The 19,883-nt window shown below is 66.8% G+C and carries 16 protein-coding genes and 1 pseudogene; 7 read left to right on the top strand and 10 right to left on the bottom strand.

Translation table 11 applies throughout. The features are described 5' to 3' along the window. The first annotated feature begins 420 nt into the window (after positions 1-420). Both dapA and ACGFNP_RS58060 read left to right on the top strand, forming a co-directional pair. Complete coding sequence (gene dapA / locus ACGFNP_RS58065) at positions 421-1,338, top strand: 4-hydroxy-tetrahydrodipicolinate synthase (RefSeq protein WP_358338405.1); 918 nt, start codon at positions 421-423, stop codon at positions 1,336-1,338. A gap of 54 nt (positions 1,339-1,392) precedes the next feature. Next, a complete protein-coding gene (locus ACGFNP_RS58060) occupies positions 1,393-3,078 on the top strand; it encodes a ribonuclease J (protein WP_358338402.1) in 1,686 nt (561 codons plus the stop codon). A gap of 463 nt (positions 3,079-3,541) precedes the next feature. On the opposite strand, the gene ACGFNP_RS58055 is transcribed toward ACGFNP_RS58060, so the two are convergent. The 3 genes and pseudogenes from ACGFNP_RS58055 to ACGFNP_RS58045 all read right to left on the bottom strand — a co-directional run. Next, complete coding sequence (locus ACGFNP_RS58055) at positions 3,542-4,318, bottom strand: ABC transporter permease subunit (protein ID WP_358338398.1); 777 nt, start codon at positions 4,316-4,318, stop codon at positions 3,542-3,544. Further along, complete coding sequence (locus tag ACGFNP_RS58050) at positions 4,315-5,079, bottom strand: ABC transporter permease subunit (protein ID WP_393333317.1); 765 nt, start codon at positions 5,077-5,079, stop codon at positions 4,315-4,317. The genes ACGFNP_RS58055 and ACGFNP_RS58050 overlap by 4 nt, the downstream gene beginning before the upstream one ends. A 62-nt stretch (positions 5,080-5,141) precedes the next feature. Then, a pseudogene (locus tag ACGFNP_RS58045) lies at positions 5,142-5,795 on the bottom strand (ABC transporter ATP-binding protein); the annotation flags it as partial. A 112-nt stretch (positions 5,796-5,907) separates the two neighbouring features. On the opposite strand from ACGFNP_RS58045, the gene ACGFNP_RS58040 reads away from it, so the two are divergent. From ACGFNP_RS58040 to ACGFNP_RS58030, 3 genes are all read left to right on the top strand, one after another. Then, positions 5,908-7,380 carry a sensor histidine kinase gene (locus ACGFNP_RS58040; RefSeq protein ID WP_393333313.1) on the top strand — a complete coding sequence of 491 codons (1,473 nt, stop codon included), beginning with the start codon at positions 5,908-5,910 and terminating at the stop codon, positions 7,378-7,380. Then, positions 7,377-8,042 carry a response regulator transcription factor gene (locus ACGFNP_RS58035; protein ID WP_358338389.1) on the top strand — a complete coding sequence of 222 codons (666 nt, stop codon included), beginning with the start codon at positions 7,377-7,379 and terminating at the stop codon, positions 8,040-8,042. The genes ACGFNP_RS58040 and ACGFNP_RS58035 overlap by 4 nt, the downstream gene beginning before the upstream one ends. A gap of 107 nt (positions 8,043-8,149) precedes the next feature. Next, positions 8,150-8,665 carry a DUF402 domain-containing protein gene (locus ACGFNP_RS58030; RefSeq protein ID WP_393333308.1) on the top strand — a complete coding sequence of 172 codons (516 nt, stop codon included), beginning with the start codon at positions 8,150-8,152 and terminating at the stop codon, positions 8,663-8,665. Positions 8,666-9,323: 658 nt separating this feature from the next. Here ACGFNP_RS58030 and ACGFNP_RS58025 read toward each other — a convergent pair. Beyond that, the gene (locus ACGFNP_RS58025) at positions 9,324-10,559 is read right to left on the bottom strand and encodes a hypothetical protein (RefSeq protein WP_393333305.1); all 1,236 of its coding nucleotides are present in this window, start codon (positions 10,557-10,559) and stop codon (positions 9,324-9,326) included. Then, positions 10,556-11,812 carry a glucarate dehydratase family protein gene (locus tag ACGFNP_RS58020; RefSeq protein WP_358338380.1) on the bottom strand — a complete coding sequence of 419 codons (1,257 nt, stop codon included), beginning with the start codon at positions 11,810-11,812 and terminating at the stop codon, positions 10,556-10,558. The genes ACGFNP_RS58025 and ACGFNP_RS58020 overlap by 4 nt, the downstream gene beginning before the upstream one ends. A gap of 104 nt (positions 11,813-11,916) precedes the next feature. Between ACGFNP_RS58020 and ACGFNP_RS58015 the strand changes: the two genes are divergently transcribed. Further along, positions 11,917-13,389, top strand: a complete 1,473-nt coding sequence (locus ACGFNP_RS58015; RefSeq protein ID WP_393333301.1) for an aldehyde dehydrogenase (NADP(+)) — start codon at positions 11,917-11,919, stop codon at positions 13,387-13,389. Positions 13,390-13,682: 293 nt separating this feature from the next. Here the strand turns inward: ACGFNP_RS58015 and ACGFNP_RS58010 are convergent, their stop codons facing one another. The 5 genes from ACGFNP_RS58010 to ACGFNP_RS57990 all read right to left on the bottom strand — a co-directional run bounded on the left by ACGFNP_RS58010 (position 13,683) and on the right by ACGFNP_RS57990 (position 18,523). Then, positions 13,683-14,588 carry a 5-dehydro-4-deoxyglucarate dehydratase gene (locus ACGFNP_RS58010; RefSeq protein ID WP_393333298.1) on the bottom strand — a complete coding sequence of 302 codons (906 nt, stop codon included), beginning with the start codon at positions 14,586-14,588 and terminating at the stop codon, positions 13,683-13,685. 12 nt (positions 14,589-14,600) lie between these two features. Then, the gene (locus ACGFNP_RS58005; protein WP_358338371.1) at positions 14,601-15,362 is read right to left on the bottom strand and encodes an IclR family transcriptional regulator; all 762 of its coding nucleotides are present in this window, start codon (positions 15,360-15,362) and stop codon (positions 14,601-14,603) included. Positions 15,363-15,429: 67 nt separating this feature from the next. Beyond that, the gene (locus ACGFNP_RS58000; RefSeq protein WP_250907731.1) at positions 15,430-16,293 is read right to left on the bottom strand and encodes a carbohydrate ABC transporter permease; all 864 of its coding nucleotides are present in this window, start codon (positions 16,291-16,293) and stop codon (positions 15,430-15,432) included. Next, positions 16,290-17,219 carry a sugar ABC transporter permease gene (locus tag ACGFNP_RS57995; RefSeq protein ID WP_358338368.1) on the bottom strand — a complete coding sequence of 310 codons (930 nt, stop codon included), beginning with the start codon at positions 17,217-17,219 and terminating at the stop codon, positions 16,290-16,292. Before ACGFNP_RS57995 ends, ACGFNP_RS58000 begins: the two co-directional genes overlap by 4 nt. Further along, a complete protein-coding gene (locus ACGFNP_RS57990) occupies positions 17,216-18,523 on the bottom strand; it encodes a sugar ABC transporter substrate-binding protein (RefSeq protein WP_358338365.1) in 1,308 nt (435 codons plus the stop codon). Before ACGFNP_RS57990 ends, ACGFNP_RS57995 begins: the two co-directional genes overlap by 4 nt. Before the next feature lie 139 nt (positions 18,524-18,662). On the opposite strand from ACGFNP_RS57990, the gene ACGFNP_RS57985 reads away from it, so the two are divergent. Then, positions 18,663-19,457 carry an NAD-dependent epimerase/dehydratase family protein gene (locus tag ACGFNP_RS57985; RefSeq protein WP_393333292.1) on the top strand — a complete coding sequence of 265 codons (795 nt, stop codon included), beginning with the start codon at positions 18,663-18,665 and terminating at the stop codon, positions 19,455-19,457. Positions 19,458-19,883: the final 426 nt, after the last annotated feature.

Below are 19,883 nucleotides of genomic sequence, written 5' to 3'. Positions count from 1 at the left end.
TCGATGTGTGTACCCCCGAGCACATATCGGCGGCCTCTTCCCATGCGTGGCTCAGAGGTCGCTTGCGCGGGCGTTGCCCGGTGCCGCACCCGGTTCGGCGGATTTGGGATATGTACGGGACGTCTGTGGACGTCATGACGTCTGTGCGTGGCATGTCGAGCTGCGGCCGTACGGCATGCGCCTGGCGTGCCATGAAGTCTGCTCTGTGGTCCTGGTGATCACTGCGACCGAATATCCGATGATCGAGTTCTGGGCTCGCAGTCAGCTCCACGCGGACGCTCGGACGCTTGGAACAGCGCGTCGAGGGCGGTTGGACATGCCCTGAGAGACCAGGGAACGGCATGACAACAGGCGACTCCAGGCAGGCAAAGCGGGGTGGCGGCGTCCACCGCTTTTGCGAATCCAGGTAGCGTTCGCACTATGGCTTCGCCAACTGGAACCACCGACGCGCCCTTCGGCCGTATGTTGACCGCCATGGTCACGCCGTTCACTCCTGACGGTGCGGTCGATTACGACGCCGTGCGGCGCCTGGCCACCTATCTGGTGGACGAGCAGCGCAACGACGGCTTGATCGTCAGTGGGACGACCGGAGAGTCGCCCACCACCTCTGATGACGAGAAGGAGCGCATTCTGCGCACCGTACTCGAAACGGTGGGTGATCGAGCGACGGTGGTGGCCGGGGCAGGCACCAATGACACGCATCACAGCATCTCGCTCGCCAAGGCCGCGGCCCGCGCGGGTGCTCACGGGCTGCTCGTGGTGACGCCGTATTACAACAAGCCTCCGCAAGAGGGCCTGTATCAGCACTTCGCTGCCGTGGCCGATGCAACCGGCCTTCCGGTGATGCTCTATGACATCCCCGGACGCAGCGGTGTGCCGATCAAGATCGAAACCTTGATCCGGCTCGCACAGCACGAGCGCATCGTGGCCGTTAAGGACGCGAAGGGCGATCTGTTCCTTGGCAGCCAGGTGATGGCGATGACCGATCTCGCCTTCTATTCGGGCGACGATTTGCTCAACCTGCCCTGGCTCTCGGTTGGAGCGGCAGGGTTCGTCAGCGTTGTCGGCCATGTGGTCGGCGCTGACCTGGCTCGCATGATCGACCTGTACAGGAACGGCGACGTCGTTCAGGCGCTCGCAGTGCACCGCCAAGTGGCGCCCGTGGTCGAAGGGATCATGTTGAGCGCGGGCGGCGCGATCATGGCCAAGGCGGCACTGGGCATGGTAGGAGTGCCGGTCGGACCGGTGCGGCTGCCGTTGGTGGCCGCGACAGAGAAGCAGATCGCCGAGCTGCGTGCTTGCCTGGTGGCCGGCGGGGTGAAGTTGACAGACGCATAGGAACGGGGAGGAACCGGGAGTTTTGAGAACACGATTTGACCATGGGGGCCGGCTATGAGCCATCCACATCCTGAGCTGGGCCCCCCGCCGACGCTGCCGGAGGGCGGCCTGCGCATTGTCGCGCTGGGCGGGCTGGGTGAGATCGGCAGGAACATGGCCGTCTTCGAATACGAGGGCCGGTTGCTGATCGTCGACTGCGGGGTGCTTTTCCCCGAGCCGGACCAGCCAGGCGTCGACCTGATTCTGCCCGACTTCGAATACATCAGGGATCGGCTCGACGATGTCGAGGCGGTCGTCCTGACGCACGCGCACGAAGACCACATCGGCGCCGTGCCATACCTGCTTCGCGAGCGGCGTAACATCCCGCTCATCGGATCCAAGCTGACGCTGGCCTTCATCGAAGCCAAGCTCACCGAACACCGGATCCAGCCGACCAAGATCGAGGTGATCGAGGGCGAACGGCACAGGTTCGGGCCGTTCGACTGCGAGTTCCTGGCGGTCAACCACTCGATCCCGGACGCGCTGGCGGTGGCCATCAGGACGCCTGCCGGCATCGTGCTGCACACCGGCGACTTCCGCATGGACCAGTTGCCCAGCGACGGCCGCCTCACCGACCTGGGCGGGTTCGCCCGTCTTGGTACCGAGGGCGTCGACCTGCTGATGTCCGACTCGACCAACGCAGAAGTGCCCGGGTTCGTCACCAGCGAACGGGAGATCGCGCCGGTCATCGACGAGGTGATCCGTACCTCGGAGCAGCGGGTCATCGTGGCCAGCTTCGCGTCGCACGTACACCGTATCCAGCAGGTCCTGGATGCGGCGGCCAAGCATGGCCGCAAGGTCGCCCTGGTCGGGCGGTCGATGCTGCGCAACATGGGCGTGGCCCGCGATCTCGGCTATCTCAAGGTGCCGCCGGACCTGATCGTCGACTCGCGCGACATCGAGGAATGGCCGCCGGAGGACGTGGTGCTCGTCTGCACGGGTTCGCAGGGCGAGCCAATGGCGGCGCTGTCGAGGATGGCCAACCGGGATCACCCGATCCGCATCGCCGAGGGTGACACCGTCCTGCTGGCTTCGTCGCTGGTGCCGGGCAATGAGACCGCCGTCAACAAGGTGATCAACGGGCTCACCCGTTGGGGGGCCCGGGTCGTACACAAGGGCAACGCCAAGGTGCATGTCTCCGGGCATGCGGCCGCCGGCGAGCTCCTCTACGTGTTGAACCTGACCCGTCCGTCGAACTTCATGCCCGTGCACGGCGAATGGCGGCACCTGCGCGCGCACGCCAAGCTCGCCGCGCTCACCGGCGTGCCCGACGATCACATCGTGATCGCGGAGGACGGCGTGGTGGTCGACCTGGTCGACGGCAGGGCGAAGATCGTCGGTGCGGTTCACGCCGGGTATGTCTACGTCGACGGCTCGTCCGTCGGTGAGATCACCGACACCTCGCTGAAGGACCGCAGGATCCTCGGCGACGAGGGCTTCATCTCCGTCGTCGTGGTGGTCGACTCCAGCACCGGCAAGCTCACCGGCGGGCCAGAGATCCACGCCCGTGGCTCCGGCATCGACCCGGCGCAGTTCGAGCAGTTCATTCCACAGATCGAGAAGGCGCTCGAGGAGAAGGCCGCCGACGGAGTCGTCGACATGCAGGAGATCCGCCGGGTGGTTCGCCGCACGGTCGGGCGCTGGGTGAGCGACACCTACCGCCGCCGTCCGATGATCATCCCCGTGGTGCTCGAGGTCTGACCTCCGCATGGGTACGGCAGGCACGCGCGCCTGCCGTACCTCTGGGAGCCGTTCCGGATACAGGTTCGATGTCGTCTGGTGGTCTGCCGGACAGCAACGGCGTACCGACCGGCCGGTCGACCAGCCAGCGGTCAGCGTCCTGGCCGACAGGTCGGCTGATCGACGAACGTTTCGATCCACCGTGGACGGTCGGTTGAACACTGCCTGGACGGTTGGTGGGCACGGTCGGTTGAGCATGGTTGGTTGATAACTGCCTAAACGATTGGTGGGCACGGTCGGTTGAAGACCGCCCGGACGGTCTGCTGAGCATGGTCGGTTGAACACTGCCTCGACAGTCGGCAGGTCGGTTGACGACCGCCCGGACGGTCGGTTCAGCGAGCGTCTCCACTGGCCTGATCGAGTCACCGTTGTGTCCGCTCGTTTCGCTGGCTCCGCGTCCCCGTCAACGCGGTGTGTCAGCAGGTCACGCGTCCCTCCGGCGCATCAGCCATGCGCCGGCGAGCAACGGCAGCACGGCATAGGCGATCAGCACCATGACCGCCGCTACAGGCGGGAGCAGCGAGCCGTATACCGAATGGGTGAGATCGTCGCCGGTTATCTCGCGCGGGAGGGCTCCGATCTGCACCGAGCCGATCCGTTCGCTCCATGGCTCAGGCAGGTTGCCCACGATGATCGGGATCACGTACACGAGACCCACGAGGAGCGTGATGGCTCCCGCCGTGGAGCGTAAGGTCGCGCCCAATCCCAGCCCGAGCAGCGCGAACACCACCACGGAGAGGCTCGAGGTGACAAGCGTCGGCAGTTTGTCGAGGAAGGGCGTCGTGTAGGAGCCGCGAAAGCGGTCGCCGATCATCCAGCGGGCGGCGAAGTAGGTCCCGAACACGACGAGCGGACCGGTCACCAGGCCGAGCAGACCCACGATCGCGGACTTTCCTGCCAGGACCGGCCAGCGTCTTGGCACGATGGCGAGGCTCGTCCTGATCAGGCCTGTTGCATATTCCGACGTAATGGTAAGTACGCCGAAGACGCCCATGCAGAGCTGTGGCACGATCAGCACCACCTCCTCCAGGTCCGCGATGCTGGCATGGGCCTGTCGTTCGGGGGTGGTGCTGTCGTACATCCCGACCGCCGCCCAGGCGACCGCGATGCCCAGCAGGATGCCGCCCAGACTGAGCCCCAGAGCCAGATAACTGGAGCGAACGGTGCGAACCTTCAGCCATTCCGACGCGAGCACGCTCACGCGTCTCTCCTTCTGAACAGATAGAAACCCGCCGCGAGTGCGACGATCGCATATGTGGCGAGGACCAGGAGCGCGGCCCAGGGCGGCAGGAAACCGTCGCCCAGCCGTCTGGAGAGCCGCTGGTCGGCGATCTGAGGCACGAGGTTGGGCAGCATGAGCGCGGCCACGCGAGTGTTCCACGGCGCAGGCAGGTAGTTGGCTATGCCGGGCATGACGAACAGGAGCGACACCACCGAAACGATCGCCGCCGCTGTGGATCGGGTGGCTACCCCTAGGCCTAGGCCCACCAGTGCTAGCACAGTCACCGACAGTCCGGAGGCGATCAGCATGGGTAGGTCGTTGGCCACGGAGGACTCGTTGAACTGCAAGTGGCGGTCGCCCGCCATGAGGCGGCTCGTGACGTACGTGAGAATGATGATCGAGTTGGCGGCGACGAATGTAACGGCGGCGACTACGCCGGCCTTGGCCAGTAATAAGGTTCCTCGCTTGGGAACGGCGGTGAGGGTCGTGCGGATCATGCCGCTGGTCTGCTCCGCGGTGATGGCCAGCACGCCGAGGACCGCCAGGCTGATCTGGACGAGTGGCAGGAAACCCTGCTCGGGCGCCGCCGCTCGCAGTGATCCGCGTTCGTCCGCCAGACCGCTGACGTAGAAAGTCCAGATCATGCCGAGAACCACCGTGAGCGCAGCCACTCCGAGCGCGTGATAGGTCGAGGTGACCGAGCGCAGCTTCAGCCATTCGGAAGACAGGATTGCTCTCATCGTGCGGCTCCGTACTCCACGCTGCTCGCCGTCAGCGCGAGATAGGCGTCTTCGAGCGACGGGTAGCGCTCGGTGAGCTCCGCCACAGTGGCTTCCGTGATCAGCTTGCCTTGGCCGACGATGATGATGCGCTCGGCGGTCAGTGCCATTTCGCTCATCAGATGGCTGGAGAGCAGGACAGTCCTGCCTTGCTTGGCCAATGAGCGCATTAAGTCGCGAATCCAGCGCACCCCGTCGGGATCGAGTCCGTTGACCGGTTCGTCGAACATCAGCGTGCCCGGGTCGCCGATCAGGGCGGCCGCGATGCCGAGGCGCTGTTTCATGCCGAGTGAGAAGCCGCCCACCCTTTTGCGCGCCACACCGGCTAGACCGACCTGTTGGAGGACCTCGGATACCCGCGTCGCACTGATGTCGTTGGTGCGGGCCAAGCACAACAGGTGGTTGTAGGCGCTGCGGCCGCCGTGCACAGCGCTCGCGTCGAGCAGCGCGCCCACCTCGCGCATGGGCCTGCTCAGCGAGGTGTATCGTCGCCCGTTGACGAGTGCCTCGCCCGAGGTCGGGGAGTCGAGGCCGAGGATCAGCCGCATCGTGGTGGACTTGCCGGCACCGTTGGGACCCAGGAACCCGGTCACGTGGCCGGGCTCTACATTGAAGGACAGATCGTCGACGGCGAGTGTGTCGCCGTAGCGTTTGGTGAGGCGGTTGAGTTCGATCACGCGGTAAAGAATGAGGTACGGCGGTCGTTCGTCACATCGGACCACGGTCCGAACCTCAAGGTCAGACCCTGGTCTGACGTGCGAGCCCACCGTCAACCACTACGGTCAACGCGTGAACGACTCCCACTCCTTCTTCACCGCTCGCTTGAGTCATCGTCAGCTGATCGCGCTGGACCTGCTGGCAGGGTTGGGCTTCTCTCTCATGTTCCTCACGGCGTCGACGGGTGGGTCGCACCTGCCGCCGTGGGCGAGGCTGGCTCTTATCCTGGGGCTGGGTATGCCGCTGGTGCTGCGCAGAATCTGGCCGTTGCCTGTTTTCTGCCTCATGCTGACGCTCTCCATCGTGGTCGCTGTGGTGTTAGGGGTGTCGTTCGCCTATATTTCGCCTGCCTATGCGCTCTATATCGTCGCGCTGGGCGATGCCCGGGGCGCGTGGGTCCCAACCTCGGCGATCGGCGTGCTCACTCTGGTCACGCTGGTCGGAATGGTGGTCGCCGGCGCTGCGCCGCAGCAGGCGGGTCCCGCGTGGTTTCCGAATATCGACGGGCCGCTCATCGGCGTGGCAGCGCTGGGCGGCGCGTGGACGGTCGGGCGAGCCGTACGAGAACGAAGACACTATGCGGCGCGTGACGCCGAGCGCCTGGCTGAACAGGCCGTGACAGAGGAGCGGCTGCGCATCGCCCGCGAACTGCACGATGTCGTCGCGCACAGCGTGGGGTTGATCGCGGTCAAGGCAGGCGTGGCAAATCATGTGATGGGCACCAGACCAGAAGAGGCGCACGATGCGTTGCGGGTGATCGAGACCGCTAGCCGGAGCGCGCTCGTCGAGATGCGCCACTTGCTCGGCGTCCTCCGCTCAGACGAGACGCCCGACCGTGGCCCCGCTCCCGACCTCGGTGGCCTTCCGGGGTTGGCCGAGCAGGCCAGGTTGGCGGGAGTAGAGGTGGAACTGGATCTCCGGTTGGCGACAGGAGAAGGCCGTGGCAGCGGAGACGATGCCGGACTTCCTTCGCGGATTGATCGTGCGGCCGCCAGTGGCGCGCCCGCTGCTGCGACGGACGGCAGGGTCGCTCACGCTGCTGCGGCGACCAGTAGCGAGTGCGCAGACCGGGGCAGCGCAACCCTAGATGGTGCTGACGCCCCGATCAGAGGCGGTAGGCCAGCCGGGGGGCGGGCTGACGGTCGGACTGATGCCCAGGTGAGGGCTGGCCGACGAGCCCAGGGCAGCGAGGAGGGTGGAGCAGGCAGTCGCGGGGGAGAAGATATCTCGCGGCTCGGGGTGGAGTTGCCGGAGGGCGTGGAGTTGTCGGTCTATCGGATCGTCCAGGAGGCGCTTACCAATGTGGTGAAGCATGCGGCACCGGCGCGGTGCCGGGTGTCGGTGGTCGCCGATATGCGGGAGGTGCGGATCGAGGTGATCGATGACGGTCCTGGTCGCCGCACGCTGCCGGTAGAGGGGACGGGGCACGGGCTGATCGGAATGCGAGAGCGGGTCATGATGTACGACGGGGTGTTCGAGGCAGGGCGTCTGCCTGGGCGAGGGTTTCGGGTGTCGGCCCAGTTGCCTTATGGAGGCACTTCATGATTCGTGTCCTTGTCGCCGATGATCAGGCGTTGCTCCGGGGGAGCTTCAGGGTGTTAGTCGACTCGGAGCCCGATCTGATGGTCGTCGGCGAGGCTGCGACGGGAGTCGAAGCGGTGGCCGTTGCTCTGGATGAGAGACCCGATGTGGTCCTTATGGATGTACGGATGCCGGAAATGGATGGCATCGAGGCCACGAGGCGCATCGGTGATGTGGCTCGGGTCCTGATCGTGACCATGTTCGACCTCGACGCCTACGTTTACGACGCGCTCCGTGCCGGGGCCAGCGGGTTCCTGCTCAAGGACACCCCGCCGGCCGATCTGGTCGCCGCCATTCGGGTGGTCGCGAGCGGTGAGGCGCTGCTGGCGCCGACGGTGACGCGTAGGTTGATCGAGGAGTTCACCCGCACGCCGGCATCGCTAGAGGTCAAGGGGCTTCAAGGAGTTACGGAGCGGGAGCGGGAGGTTCTCACATTGATCGCTCGGGGTCTTTCCAATAGCGAGATCACCGCCCATCTTCACCTCAGCCTGGCGACGGTCAAGACTCACATTGGTCGCTTGCTGGCCAAGCTCGATGCGCGGGACCGGGCACAGCTCGTCATCGTGGCATACGAGAGCGGGCTCGTTTCTGCGCTTCGTTCAGGAGAGAGGCGGGAGCGCAGGTGAGGTTGGGGCTGTTGATCGAAGGCTTGGGCAGCGCAGGTGAGGTCGAGGTTGTTGATCCGAGGCTTGGGGGCGCAGGATCTTAGTGATGGTCCGGTAGCGTCCCGGGAGTGACCGATGTGAGGGTTGTCTTCCGGAAGTACGGCGGGGCGTTGCACTGGAATCATCCCGCGAAGGTGCTGGGCGAGGATGAGCACGGGGTGTGGGCCGCGGCGCCGAAAGGGACTGTTGCCCGTAAGGGGGAGGGGCCGCCGGTGGTGTGGAAGACCACGGCCATCATGCTGTTCCCGCGTGACGGGTGGTGGACGGCGTCTTTCAACTCGCCGCCTAATCGGGCTGAGGTGTATGTGGACGTCACTACCGTTCCCGAGTGGCGTGACGATGAGGTGACCATGCTGGATCTCGACCTTGACGTGATCAGGATGCGGGATGGGCGGCTGATTTTGGACGATGAGGACGAATTCGCTGAGCACCAGGTGTTACTGGGATATCCGGAACAGATGATCGCGCGGGCGGAGGAGACAGCCAGGTGGTTGATGGGCGCGGTGGGAGAGCGGCAGGGGCCGTTCGCGGGTGCCCATTTGAGGTGGCTCGATCGGATGGGTGGAGCAACGCGAGCTGAGTAAGTGCGGTGCTGTCTCCGGGGATTACCGGCGTGGGAGGCCTCTGCGGGCGCGTGGAGAATGCGGCGGGCCTTGAGAACCCGTGGACCTGCTGGAAGGCGCCCGGGGATAGGTAGAGACCGTGGACTTTGGAAGAGGTCCGGGATAGGTAGAGACCATGGACCTGTTGGAAGAGGTCCGGGATAGGTAGAGACCGTGGACCTGTTGGAAGAGGTCCGGGAAAGGTAGAGACGGTCGGTCGGGCGGCGAAGTCCTGGGGCGGCGGGCGTGGTCGGTCGGGCCGTGGAGTCGTGTTCGGTGATGTGTGTCGGGCGACCACGTGGACGCCGGGGTGTGCGTTGTCGACGACACGTGAATACTGACCCCCTAGAACCCGCGCGTCGATCGGGGGTCAGGATTCGAGCGTCGTTGACATGCGTCTCAGGCGCTGATGCGGCAGCTGGGAGGGGTTGCCCGTAACGCGTTCGGTCAGACCAGATTGGACCGGCTCGGACCAGCCCCGCTGCGTCGGCTCGGGCACCAGCAGCTTCCACTACAACGGACAAACGCATGAAAGCCGTGGACGCCGAGAGAAGCCACAGGCCTGTGGGCCGGGATGAAGTCGTACACGCGAGGGGTAGAGGGCCCCGCCAAAGAGCGAGACCCGGGGTTCGTGCGTTCGTCAGCGGATGAGGCGTAGGGCTTCGGCCATGGAGGCGAGACGGCCGGGGGAGGCGAGGCCGGCGTGGTAGAGGTGGAAGTCCGTGGCGCCTGCCTTGGCGTACGTTCTGAGCTGTTCGGCGAGTGCCTGGCCGTCGGCGGGGCGTGGGGGAAGGGCCAGGACGTACGCGCCCACTCGCTGGCCGGGATTGCAGAGTTCGCCGAGCCTGGCCAGACGGGCGGCGTCCGAAGCCGGGTCGCCCCAGCAGTTGCCCACCAGGACCTCCGCTCCGGGTTCGCCGGTGGGGAGGGCGGCGAATGAGCTGGCTGCCCACGGGTCGGGGTTGGCGTGCAGGGTGATGGGGACGTTCGGCGCGGTCTCGCGGGCCACGGCGACGAGGCGGGTGCGTAGTGAGGCCGACAACTCGACGCGTACGGCTCGGATGTCGTCGGCGAGGGGGCCGAGAGCGGCCTCCACGGTCGCAGGAGACAGCGGCGACGCAGTAGATGCCGGTGATGCGGATGTCGGGGATGCGGAGGCCGTGGAGGCCGCGGATGCGGAGGCGGGGGCGACAGAGGTCGGGGCGGGAGAGGTTGCGGTTCCAGGGGGAGGAGCGTCGATGGCCGCGCGGACGCGTTCTCTGGTGCCCTCCGGGTAGCGGGGTGCGCAGGCCGTGCAGAAGCAGAGCGTCAGCAGGTCACTGTGTACGGACGTCCAGTCGGCGCCCGCCGTCTTCTCGTGCACGCTCTGGTGCCCGAACCCCATGGGGCCGCACGCCTCAAGGATGAGCCCATCGGGCTCTCCGACGGTCAGGATCTCGCTGACCAGATGTTCGCAGTACTCGACCACGTCCTCGAAAGCGGGGCACAACGCATATGGATAGCGATCGCCGAATGCGTTACGCACCACCAGGTCAGGGTGTACGCCGCCCAGGAATGAGTTGTGCGTCAACACCGTCCACGCGTGTACCTGCAGTCCGACGGCCTTCAGGGCGTCTCGGGCCCGCAGGTAGGCGTCCGTGGGCGTCCAGGTCGGGGAGGCCGGTGTCAGGCGTCCCCAGGAGGAGGGGCGCACTGGCAGGTAGAAGGCCGAATAGGGGACATCCAGCACTCGGTGCGCGGGGTGATACGGCGTTGCCGCGCGGGTGGAGTGATAGCTGGCCGCCACCGCCACGGCCTCGACGCCCAGCTCCGCGAGGCGCGAAGGGGCCGACGGGTCGCCGACGATATCCCAGGGGTAGGCGTAGGCCACGTTCACCAGCGCGGTCTCCTCGCAGAGAAAGCAGGCTCGAAGCGCTGCATGTAGGTGGTGTCGTCGCGTTCGGTGATTCCGCACGCGAGATATTGCTCGTGCATCACGGCCAAGGCGTCGCGGTCCAGTTCGAGGCCGAGGCCGGGCCCGTCGGGGACGGGTACGGCGCCGTCGACGAACCGCAACGCGCCTGGCGCGACTACATCCTGCCCGTTCTGCCACGGTGTGTGGGTGTCGCAGGCGTGGGTGAGATTGGGGGTGGCGGCGGCCAGGTGGGTCATGGCGGCCAGGCTGATCCCGAGGTGGGAGTTGGAGTGCATGGACAGCTCCAGCCCGAACGTGTCACACAGCGCGGCGATATGCGAGGAACGTACGAGCCCGCCCCAGTAGTGGTGGTCGAGCAGCAGCACGCCGATCGCTCTGGCGGCGATGGCGGGCGGCAGGTGCTCGGGTGTCACCACGCACATGTTGGTGGCCAGCGGCATCGGCACCTCGGCGGCGACCTTCGACATGCCGGGAATGCCCGGCGTGGGGTCCTCCAGATACTGCAGGCTGCCTTCCAGCGCCTGTCCTACCTGGATGGAGGTCTCGACGGTCCAGGCGGCGTTCGGGTCGAGGCGGAGCGGCACGCCCGGGAACGCCTCCCGCAGGGCTATGATCGCCTCGACCTCTTCCTGAGGTGCGAACACGCCGCCTTTGAGCTTGATCGACGCGAATCCATACTCTTTGATCAGCATCGACGCCTGGTCGACCAGCCCCGCCGGGTCGAGCGCCGCGCCGAACCTGTCGGGCTCGCCGCCCGGATGCCCCGCCCACTTGTAGAAGAGATAGGCGCTGTACGGTACGGCGTCGCGCACTCGGCCGCCCAGCAGGTCGACCACGGGCACGCCGGCTGCCTTGCCGCGAATGTCCAGGCAGGCCACCTCGAAAGCGGCGAACACCCGATCGATGCTCTTCTCCTGGGTCGCGGCCCCGGTCAAGCCATGCATGTCCGTCACCACGTCGCCGACGATCGCGCTGATCCTGGCGTACATCTCGTTCGTCGCATGCACGTCCACGCCGATCAGTGCCTCGGCGCATTCGCGTACCTTGGTGAGATGTCCCAGGTCACCGTACGTCTCGCCGAGGCCGCTCAACCCCTCGTCGGTGACCACCTCGACGATCGTCCGCAGCGCCCAGGGTTCGTGCACCCCGGCGGCGTTCAGCAGTGGCGGATCCCTGAAGGCTACGGGGGTGACGTGGATCTGCCGGATGATCATATGACCGCCGTCCATATATGTGAACACGTGCCAGGTTTGTGGACAGGTTGCGGCAACTGTAAGAATCAACATGAAGAAGTGTCAAGACTCCGAAGGGCCATTCGATGATCTACGGACACGACCCCAGGACCGGCGAGGCCGTGGGCACCGCCCTGCCTGAGACCGACCGAGCCGGGGTCGACCTGGTGGTTTCCGCTGCCGCGGCCGCGGGCGCGGCCTGGCGGGCGACGCCGGCCGCCGAACGGGCCGAAGCGCTGGAGGCCGTCGCCGACGCGCTCGCCGCGAAGGTGGACGAGCTGTGGCAGACCGCCGACAGCGAGACCGCGCTGGGAGAGGCCCGGCTACGCGGTGAGGTCGCTCGTACGGCCGGGCAGTTCCGGCTGTTCGCCCAGGTGCTCAGGGACGGCGGCTACGTCGACGCCATCATCGACCACGCCGATCCCTCGGCCACCCCGCCCAGGCCCGACGTACGCCGGATGAAGCAGCCACTGGCCGGTGTGGTCGCGGTGTTCGCGGCGAGCAACTTCCCGTTCGCGTTCTCCGTGGCGGGTGGCGACACCGCCTCGGCGCTGGCCGCCGGTTGCTCGGTCGTCGTGAAGGCGCATCCTGGCCACCCGAACACTTCCGAGCAGGTCGCCCGCATCGTCCGCAAGGCTCTGCCGTACCCCGATCTGCTGGGGCTGGTGCAGGGCATGCAGGCGGGCGCCGACCTGGTGCAGCATCCGAGCGTGGTCGCGGCCGGATTCACCGGGTCCGTCGCGGGTGGCAAGGCGATCCAGGGGCTGATCGACGAGCGGGAGGTGCCGATCCCGTTCTTCGGCGAGTTGGGCAGCGTCAACCCGGTCGTGGTGCTGCCGTCCGCGCCCGTGGCGGAGGTGGCCACCGGGTTCGCCGCGTCGCTGACGATGGGGGTCGGGCAGTTCTGTACGAATCCCGGGCTGATGTTCGTGCCGGAGAACGACGAGCTGCGCAAGGCGCTGGCCGCGGCCGTCGAGGGCACCACCGGCGGGCCGATGCTGGCCGAGCGGATCAGGGACGGTTACGTGGGCGGGCTGCAGCGGCTCGGCGAGCTGCCGCTCCTGGCCGAGGGCAAGGCGGGGGAGGGGACCTGGGCGGTCACGCCCAAGGTGTTCACCACGGATCTCGACTCGTTCGCGGAGAAGCTGCCGGGCATCGGCGAGGAGTGCTTCGGGCCGGCGTCGATCGTCGTAACTTATCGCGAAATTTCGGATCTGCGGCCGGTGCTGGAGCGGCTGGATGGGTCGCTGACGGCCACCGTGCACGCCACCGACCCCAGCGAAGCCGGTGAGGTCGTCGAGGTGCTCGGGCGCAGGGCCGGGCGGTTGATCTGGAACGGATGGCCCACCGGGGTGGCGGTGTGCTGGGCGATGCATCACGGCGGTCCGTGGCCGGCTTCGACGGCGGCCGCGCACACGTCGGTCGGCGCGACGGCCATCGACCGGTGGCTGGTGCCGACGGCGTACCAGGACTGGCCGGAGGAGCTGCTCCCGGAGGAGCTCAGGGACGGCAACCCGCTGAGTGTTCCGCGCCGGGTGGATGGTGCGCCGGGGCGTTAGGGGCGGGAGTGACGCAGGGACGCGCCCCGGGCGTCTGGAGGTGGAGGGGCGCGTCTTCCTGCCTGGGTTGGTGTTCAGAGGGGTGGAGGGGAGCTGTCTCGTCCGAGGGCGAGGGTGACGCCGAGGGCGAGGGAGAAGGCGAGGGAGAGGTCAGGGGAGAAGGCGAGGTCGGGGGAGAAGGCGAGGTCGGGGTTGAGGGCGAGGCAGGGTCGGTTGAGGGCGGGGTCGAGGGCGAAGGCAGGGTCGAGATTGAGGGCGAGATTGAGGGCGAGGGCGAGACGCCAGAAGGCCGGTTAGGCCCCGGCGATCTCCAAGCCGATCGCGAGGATCCGTTCCAGCTCCGCCAGATCCGCAGCGGACGGATCGACCAACGGCGCCCGTACCCCGCCGACCGCCAGCCCCCGCAACCGCACCCCCGCCTTGACCAGCGACACCGCGTACCCCGGCACCCGATCGCGCAGCTCCACCAGCGGCAGGTAGAAGTCGGTCAGCAGCCGCTGCACCAGCACCTCGTCATCCCCGGTCACCGCCTTGTGAAAGGCCAGCGCGATCTCCGGCGCGAAGGCGAAGACCGCGCTGGAGTACAGCGTGACGCCCAGCCCCCGGTAGGCGGGGACGGTCAGCTCGGCGGTGGGCAGTCCGTTGAAGAACGTGAACTCCCGGTCCGTGGACCGGCGCACGGTCAGGATGATGCGCTGGAGCAGGTCGAAGTCGCCGAGCCCGTCCTTGAAGCCGATGATCTCGGGCACCTGGGCCAGGGTGGCCACGGCCGAGGGGGAGAAGCGGGCGGTGCCGCGCTGGTAGATGATGACGGGCAGCCCACCGGCGGAGGCCACCTCGCGTACGTAGTGGACCAGACCGTCCGGGGGAGCGGTGACCAGGTAGGGGGGCATCAGCAGCAGGCCGTCGGCTCCGTTGTCCGCCGCCGCGCGGGCGAGCGCCTTGGCGGTGGGCAGTGGGCCGCCCGCGCCGGAGAAGACGGGCACCCGGCCGCCGGTGGCGGTCACTGACGCGGCCACGACCTTGGTGTAGTCGGCGAGGTCGAGCGCGTTGAACTCGCCTGTGCCGCACGCGGTGAACACTCCTCCGGCCCCGGCGGCGACTCCCTGGGCGACGTGCTCGGCCACTAACTGTTCGGCTATGTCGCCATCGGTGCTGTAGGGGGTCACGGGAAAGAAGAGAACACCATCTAGCCGCATCAACGATCCTTCCTAGCGGATGCCCTCCCGGCGAAGAGTGGCAGCCAGCTTGCGAGTGTGTTTGATCACCGCATCGGTGATCTTCTCGACCTCGGCGGGTGCCAGGCCCGCCGGCATCGAGCAGCTGATCGCGTCCGTGGCGGGGATCCGGTAGTCGACGGCCACCGCCACGCACGCCACGCCGGGGGTGCCCTGCTCGCGTTCATAGGCCCAGCCGCGGGTGCGTACCTGGTCGAGCTCGCCGATCAGCTTGGCCGGATCGGTGAAGGTGTGCTCGGTGATCGGCTCCAGCGGGTCGGGCAGCAGGGCCGCGACCTCGTCGTCGGTGAGCTGGGCGAGCAGCACCTGGCCGAGGGCCGTGACGTGGGCGGGCAGCCGCCGGCCCACCCTCGGGATCACGTGGTGCGCCTCCCGTGACTCCCTGGTCGCCAGGTAGAGGACGTGCGCTTCGTCGCGCCGGGCGAAATGTGCGGTCTGGCCGGTCTCCGCGCGCAGGTCCTCCAGCGTCTCCTGGGCCAGCGGTAGCGCGGGGTCCTTGTCGAGGTAGGCGGTGCCGGTCAGCAGCGCGTGCGGGCCGATGCCGAAGGAGGACCTGGCGGAGTCGGTCTCGACCCAGTTCAGCTCGACGAGCGTGCGCATCAGGGCGTGCAGCGAGCTGCGTGGGAATCCCGTGTGCTGCTGGAGCTCCGACAGTGTCAGGGTCTCGTGAGAGGCGGCCAGGGTCTCCAGGATGCGGACCGTCCGCTCGGCGGACTTGACTAGCTGGGGCTCCATACTCATCCCATCTCGACAGTGGCTTCAGATTGTCAGCATATGGGATCCCATCCAGATACATGGACATCTAACCCTTGATGGCGCCGCTGGTGAGGCCACGCATGAACTGCCGCTGGAAGGCCAGGAAGGCGATGATCGACGGCAGCAGCGCGAGCAGTGTCGCCGCGAGCAGTACGCCGATGCCGACCTCCTCGTCGGAGCGCAGCGAGCGCAGTGCGATGGGCAGGGTCCACATGCTGGACTCGGGTGCCACGATCAGCGGGAGCAGGTACTGGTCCCAGATCATGGTGAAGCCGAAGACGCCGATGACGCCGAGCGCGGGCCGGCACAGCGGCAGGATGATGCCGAAGAAGATGCGTAGCTCGCCCGCGCCGTCGATGCGCGCGGCCTCCTCCAGCTCGACCGGCACCTCCTTCATGAACTCGGTCATGACCAGGATGGAGAAGCCCCAGGCGCCGACGGGCAGGATCATGCCCGCGTACGTTCCGATGAGGTCCGCGTGGATGATCGGCATGTCGGCGAGTACCAGCGAGAGGGGGATCGCGATGATCTCCTCGGGCAGCATCATCGTCGCCAGCATGATCAGCATCACGAACGCCATGCCCCGGAACTTCTTGCGCGCGAGCGCGTAGGCGGCGAAAACGCTGACCAGCATCTGGAGCAGCAGCCCGAACCCGACCACCACGAACGAGTTGAACAGGTAGTGGTAGACGTTCTTCTTGCCGGCCTGGACGAAGTTCTCCAGGGTGAAGTCGTCGGGCCAGAGCGAGAAAGCGGTCGGGTCGAGTGTCTTGTTGAAGGCGCTGACCAGCAGCCCGACCAACGGCCCGGTGAAGACGATCACCATGAAGGCGTAGGCCAGAACCTTGCCGACCGTGGCCAGAGGGCCCCGCCTGGCCTCCAGGCCGAGCGCGCTGTCGAATCTCATCATGCGTTCTGCCTCCTGCGCATGACCTGGACCAGCACGGTGAGCACCAGGGTCGCCACGAACAACACGATCCCGCCGGCCGCTGCGATGCCCAGCTCGCTCTTCTGGAACCCGAGCTTGTAGATCAGGGTCATCAGCACTTCGGACGACCCGTTCGGCCCGCCGTTCGTCAGCACGTACACCTCGACGAAGACGCGCAGGCCGCGGATGGCGGCCAGGGTGAACAGGATCCAGAACACCGGGCGCAGCGCGGGCAGCGTGATGTGACGCAGCCGGTGCCACGTCGTGGCTCCGTCCACGGCGGCGGCCTCGTACAGCGTGCGGTCCACGCCGACCAACCCGGCCAGGAAGATCATCATGTCGTACGGTGTGCCGCGCCAGATGTTCATGCCCATGATCGACAGCAGCGAGGAGTGCTCGCTGGCCAGGAAGGGCTGCGGTTCCAGGGCGATCCAGCCGAGGATGCTGTTGACCATGCCGCTGTCGGCGGGGTGGTACATGATCCGCCAGACCTCGGCGACCGCCGCCATCGTGGTCACCACCGGCAGGAACGCCGCGGTCCTGATGAACCAGAGATAGCGGGCCGGTCCCTCGACGAGCAGGGCGAACACCAGCCCCAGGACCAGTGAGCCCGCCGTCGTGCCCAGAGCCAGCAGGACGCTGTGCCAGATCGCCGCCGTGAAGGCTTCGTCGGTCATGATCGTGGCGTAGTTGTCGAGGCCCACCCACCGGTCACCCAGGTACGGACGGACCTCGAAGAAGCTCATCCGCAGGCCCTCGAACATGGGGATGAACTTGAAGAACAGGAACAGCAGCAAGGCCGGCGACAGGAACGCCCACGCGATGAGGGTCCCCCGCCGCCGCATCCGCTTGGGACGGCGGCGGGGGGTCACCGTGCGGCTCCGCGCCTGGGTGAGCGTCGGAGTCATGATGCTTTCTGGGTCTGCAGTTCCTGGGTGAGCTTGGTGTTCAGCGTGTCCATCGCGGTCTTGACGTTGGCTGAGCAGTCGGCCCACACGGTGTTGATGGAGTCGGCGGAGTCCTGGCGGATCGGCGCCCAGTTCGGCACCGGCGGCGCGTAGACGGCGTTGGCGTAGGCCTCCTGGAACACCTTCCAGCGCGGATCCTGGCGTTCGGCGCCCAGGTCGACCTGGGAGTTGACCGGCAGGCGGACGATGGCGCCGTTGGCGTCCTTGTTCATGCCGATGCGCTGGCCGTCGGGGGAGACCGCGTACTCGGCGAACTTCTTCTGGCCCTCGACATTGTCGGAACCGGCCATCATGTAGACGTTCTCGCCCTCACCGAGGGTGCCGGGGCCGCCCGACGGGCCCTTGGGCACCGGTACGACCTCGATCTTGTCGGTCCCGATGCTCTTGACGAACCTGGCGAGCACGTACGGGCCGACCAGGTAGATGCCGCCCTGGCCCTTCTCGAACACCTCGTGGGTGACGGTCGTGTCGTTGCTGACCGCGCCCGGGTTGACGGTCTTGGCCTTGCAGAACTGGTCCTGCAGGTACTGGACCGCCTCCACGGTCTTGGGGTCGTTCACGATGGGCGAGAACTTGCCGCCGCCGTTGGCCTTCACGAAGTCGCCGCCGTTGGCGTAGATCAGCGAGGAGGCGTACCAGGAGGCGTAGCCGCGCTTGGTGCCCGCGGGGATGACGAAGCCGGCCGTGTCCTTCTGGCCGTTGCCGTCCGGGTCCTTGTCGGTGAAGGCCGCGGCCAGCTTGGCCAGGTCGTCCCAGGACTTGGGCGGCTCCATGCCGACCTTCTCCCGCCAGTCCTTGCGGATGATCAGGGCGAAGGCCTGGGCGGAGAACGGCGTGCCGTAGTACTTGCCGTCGGAGCCCTGAGCGGCCTTCCATGCCTGCTCCGACACCTTGTCGCCGCCGGCGAGCTTGGCCTTGTCGACCTCCTGCAGCCAGCCCTGCGTGTGCATGTTGCCGAGTTGTGCCGTGTCATTGATGACGATGTCAGGTAGCTTCTTCTGAGCTGCCTGCTGTTGAAGCTTGGTCTCGAAGTCATCGAAGAGCGCGACGACCTTCGTCTTGATTCCGCTGGCTTTCGTGAACGCGTCGGCCAATTTCACGGCCGTTTTGGCGGAGTCGGAATCGGGCGCCTGCCTGATCCAGATCTCTAACGCGTCGTCGGAACTCGATCCCCCGGAGCCGCAGCCTGTCAGCGTTACGGCCAGGGCCGTCGCAATCGCGGCCCCGAGCAGCTGGCGTGACATCAGACCGCCTCCCGTTCACATACGTGGACAACTGTCGCAGACGTGGAGCATGTCCATGTGAACGTAACGAGTGACGTAGGTCACGGTCAACATTCAAGGATGTGAAGTTCGACCAGAGTTGTGTACAACAATGACCCTCATGCGCATTCTCATGACCGGTGCCGCCGGCAAGGTCGGCACGCTGCTCCGTCCCCGCCTGGCCCGTGACGGCCGTACGCTGCGCCTTTCCGACCTCCAGCCGGTGGAGACCGGGCCCGGCGAGGAGATGGTGGTGGCCGACCTCGCCGACGAGGCGGCCATGGCCGAGGCGATGAAGGGCGTCGACGCGGTGATCCACCTGGGCGGACAGAGCCGCGAGCATCCGTGGGCCGACATCGTACGGGCCAATATGGACGGAGTGCACGTCCTGCTAGAGGCCGCCCGTAAAGAGGGTGTCGAGCACCTGGTGCTGATGGGCAGCCACCACGCGGCCGGCTTCCACACCCGGCCCGCCGCGGGCGCGGACCTGCCCGACTACGCCTTCCCGCGGCCCGACACCTTCTATGGCGTGAGCAAGGTCGTCATGGAGGCCCTCGGCAGCCTCTACCACGACAGGTTCGGCCTGAACGTGACCGTGATCCGGCTGGGCACCTGCAACGAGGCCTCGGGCGACACCCGCGGCCTGGCCACCTGGATCTCCCCTGACGACCTCGCCCGCCTGGTGGAGGCCGCGCTGACCGCGCCCGGCTATCACGTCGTCTGGGGCGTCTCCAACAACGCGCGCCGCTGGTGGTCGCTGGAGGAGGCCCGGGCGATCGGGTACGTGTCGCGGGACGACTCGGAGGGCCAGGCCGCCGCGCTGATCGCCGAGCAGGGTGAGCCCGATCTGAGCGAGCCGCTGCACGATCGGGCGGGCGGCGTCTTCACGCTGAAGGATCTCGGAGGCAAGTGGTAGGTGCCGTTTCGCCAGCATGATGCGGTTGCAAGTGGTAGTGCAACCGGTTGTATTCACCGGCAAAACATTCATCCGACCCTTTTCTCTCGACTGCCCCGTGACCTGGGGTTTCTAGATAGAGATATATCGGTAACGTCTTTGTAACGCCTGCAAAGGGTTGACGAAACTTTTGGCGCACCTATAGGAAGGCGCTATCCGATCCCGCCGTGCCCGGGCAGGTCCTGAAATGAGGGGTGCATGAATGTCTGTAACCCCGGACAGCGCGGTTGCGACCGTGCCACCACGCGCGCAACCGCCCAGAGGGCGTCGTCGCGTCCCCCAAGTTAACGCTCACAGACGGCGTGAGGCACGTACGGCCTACGTCTTCCTCGCGCCCTGGTTCGTCGGTCTGTTCGTGATCACGGTTGGTCCGATCCTGGCGTCGCT

The organism is Nonomuraea sp. NPDC049269 (genome assembly GCF_043197155.1).
Lineage (GTDB): Bacteria > Actinomycetota > Actinomycetes > Streptosporangiales > Streptosporangiaceae > Nonomuraea.
This window is presented reverse-complemented; position numbering and strand designations above follow the sequence as displayed.

Coding starts and splice junctions, on each gene's coding strand:
- dapA (WP_358338405.1), top strand. CDS start 421: ATGGCTTCGCCAACTGGAACCACCGACGCGCCCTTCGGCCGTATGTTG.
- ACGFNP_RS57995 (WP_358338368.1), bottom strand. CDS start 17,219: ATGACTCCGACGCTCACCCAGGCGCGGAGCCGCACGGTGACCCCCCGC.
- ACGFNP_RS57990 (WP_358338365.1), bottom strand. CDS start 18,523: ATGTCACGCCAGCTGCTCGGGGCCGCGATTGCGACGGCCCTGGCCGTA.
- ACGFNP_RS58015 (WP_393333301.1), top strand. CDS start 11,917: ATGATCTACGGACACGACCCCAGGACCGGCGAGGCCGTGGGCACCGCC.
- ACGFNP_RS58050 (WP_393333317.1), bottom strand. CDS start 5,079: ATGAGAGCAATCCTGTCTTCCGAATGGCTGAAGCTGCGCTCGGTCACC.
- ACGFNP_RS58020 (WP_358338380.1), bottom strand. CDS start 11,812: ATGATCATCCGGCAGATCCACGTCACCCCCGTAGCCTTCAGGGATCCG.
- ACGFNP_RS58060 (WP_358338402.1), top strand. CDS start 1,393: ATGAGCCATCCACATCCTGAGCTGGGCCCCCCGCCGACGCTGCCGGAG.
- ACGFNP_RS58005 (WP_358338371.1), bottom strand. CDS start 15,362: ATGGAGCCCCAGCTAGTCAAGTCCGCCGAGCGGACGGTCCGCATCCTG.
- ACGFNP_RS58010 (WP_393333298.1), bottom strand. CDS start 14,588: ATGCGGCTAGATGGTGTTCTCTTCTTTCCCGTGACCCCCTACAGCACC.
- ACGFNP_RS57985 (WP_393333292.1), top strand. CDS start 18,663: ATGCGCATTCTCATGACCGGTGCCGCCGGCAAGGTCGGCACGCTGCTC.
- ACGFNP_RS58035 (WP_358338389.1), top strand. CDS start 7,377: ATGATTCGTGTCCTTGTCGCCGATGATCAGGCGTTGCTCCGGGGGAGC.
- ACGFNP_RS58000 (WP_250907731.1), bottom strand. CDS start 16,293: ATGATGAGATTCGACAGCGCGCTCGGCCTGGAGGCCAGGCGGGGCCCT.